1 protein-coding gene is annotated in these 552 nt (G+C 63.2%); it reads left to right on the top strand.

The window, feature by feature from the left end; all coding sequences use genetic code 11:
- Positions 1 to 19: 19 nt before the first annotated feature.
- Positions 20 to 552 (top strand): baseplate J/gp47 family protein (locus tag XANALMUS060_RS17315; RefSeq protein ID WP_235430619.1); only part of this gene is annotated, 533 nt, incomplete at its 3' end.

Raw genomic sequence — 552 nt, forward strand, 5'->3', positions numbered from 1 at the left:
CGCCCGCGTCCTGGCAGGTGTGGCCCATGGGTTATACGGCTTTATCGAATGGATCAGCCGCCAGATCATCATCGACACCGCTGAGGCCGAGTTCCTCGAACGTTGGGCATCCATCTGGCGCGTGCAGCGCCTAACCGCAACCCCCGCCACCGGCACCATCACCTTCACCGTAGCCCCGAATGCAGCAGACATTCCGGTCGGAACTCTGGTGCAAACGCTCGATGGCACACAGTTCCAAACGACAGCCGACATCACAGTCAGTGGGCTCCAGGCCACGACCAGCCGAATGCAGCAGACATTCCGGTCGGAACTCTGGTGCAAACGCTCGATGGCACACAGTTCCAAACGACAGCCGACATCACAGTCAGTGGGCTCCAGGCCACGACCAGCGTCCGTCACCGCAGTCGTCCCGTCCGCCGCCAGCAACAACTACGCCGGGCAGACGGTCAATCTGGTCACCCCGGTACTGGGCGTGCAGACCACGGCCGTCCTCGGCGCGCTGAGCGGCGGCGGCGACCGCGAGTTAGACGATAGTCTGCGCGAGAAACTGCT

The sequence above is a fragment of the Xanthomonas sp. MUS 060 genome, from assembly GCF_000963215.1.
GTDB lineage: Bacteria > Pseudomonadota > Gammaproteobacteria > Xanthomonadales > Xanthomonadaceae > Xanthomonas_A.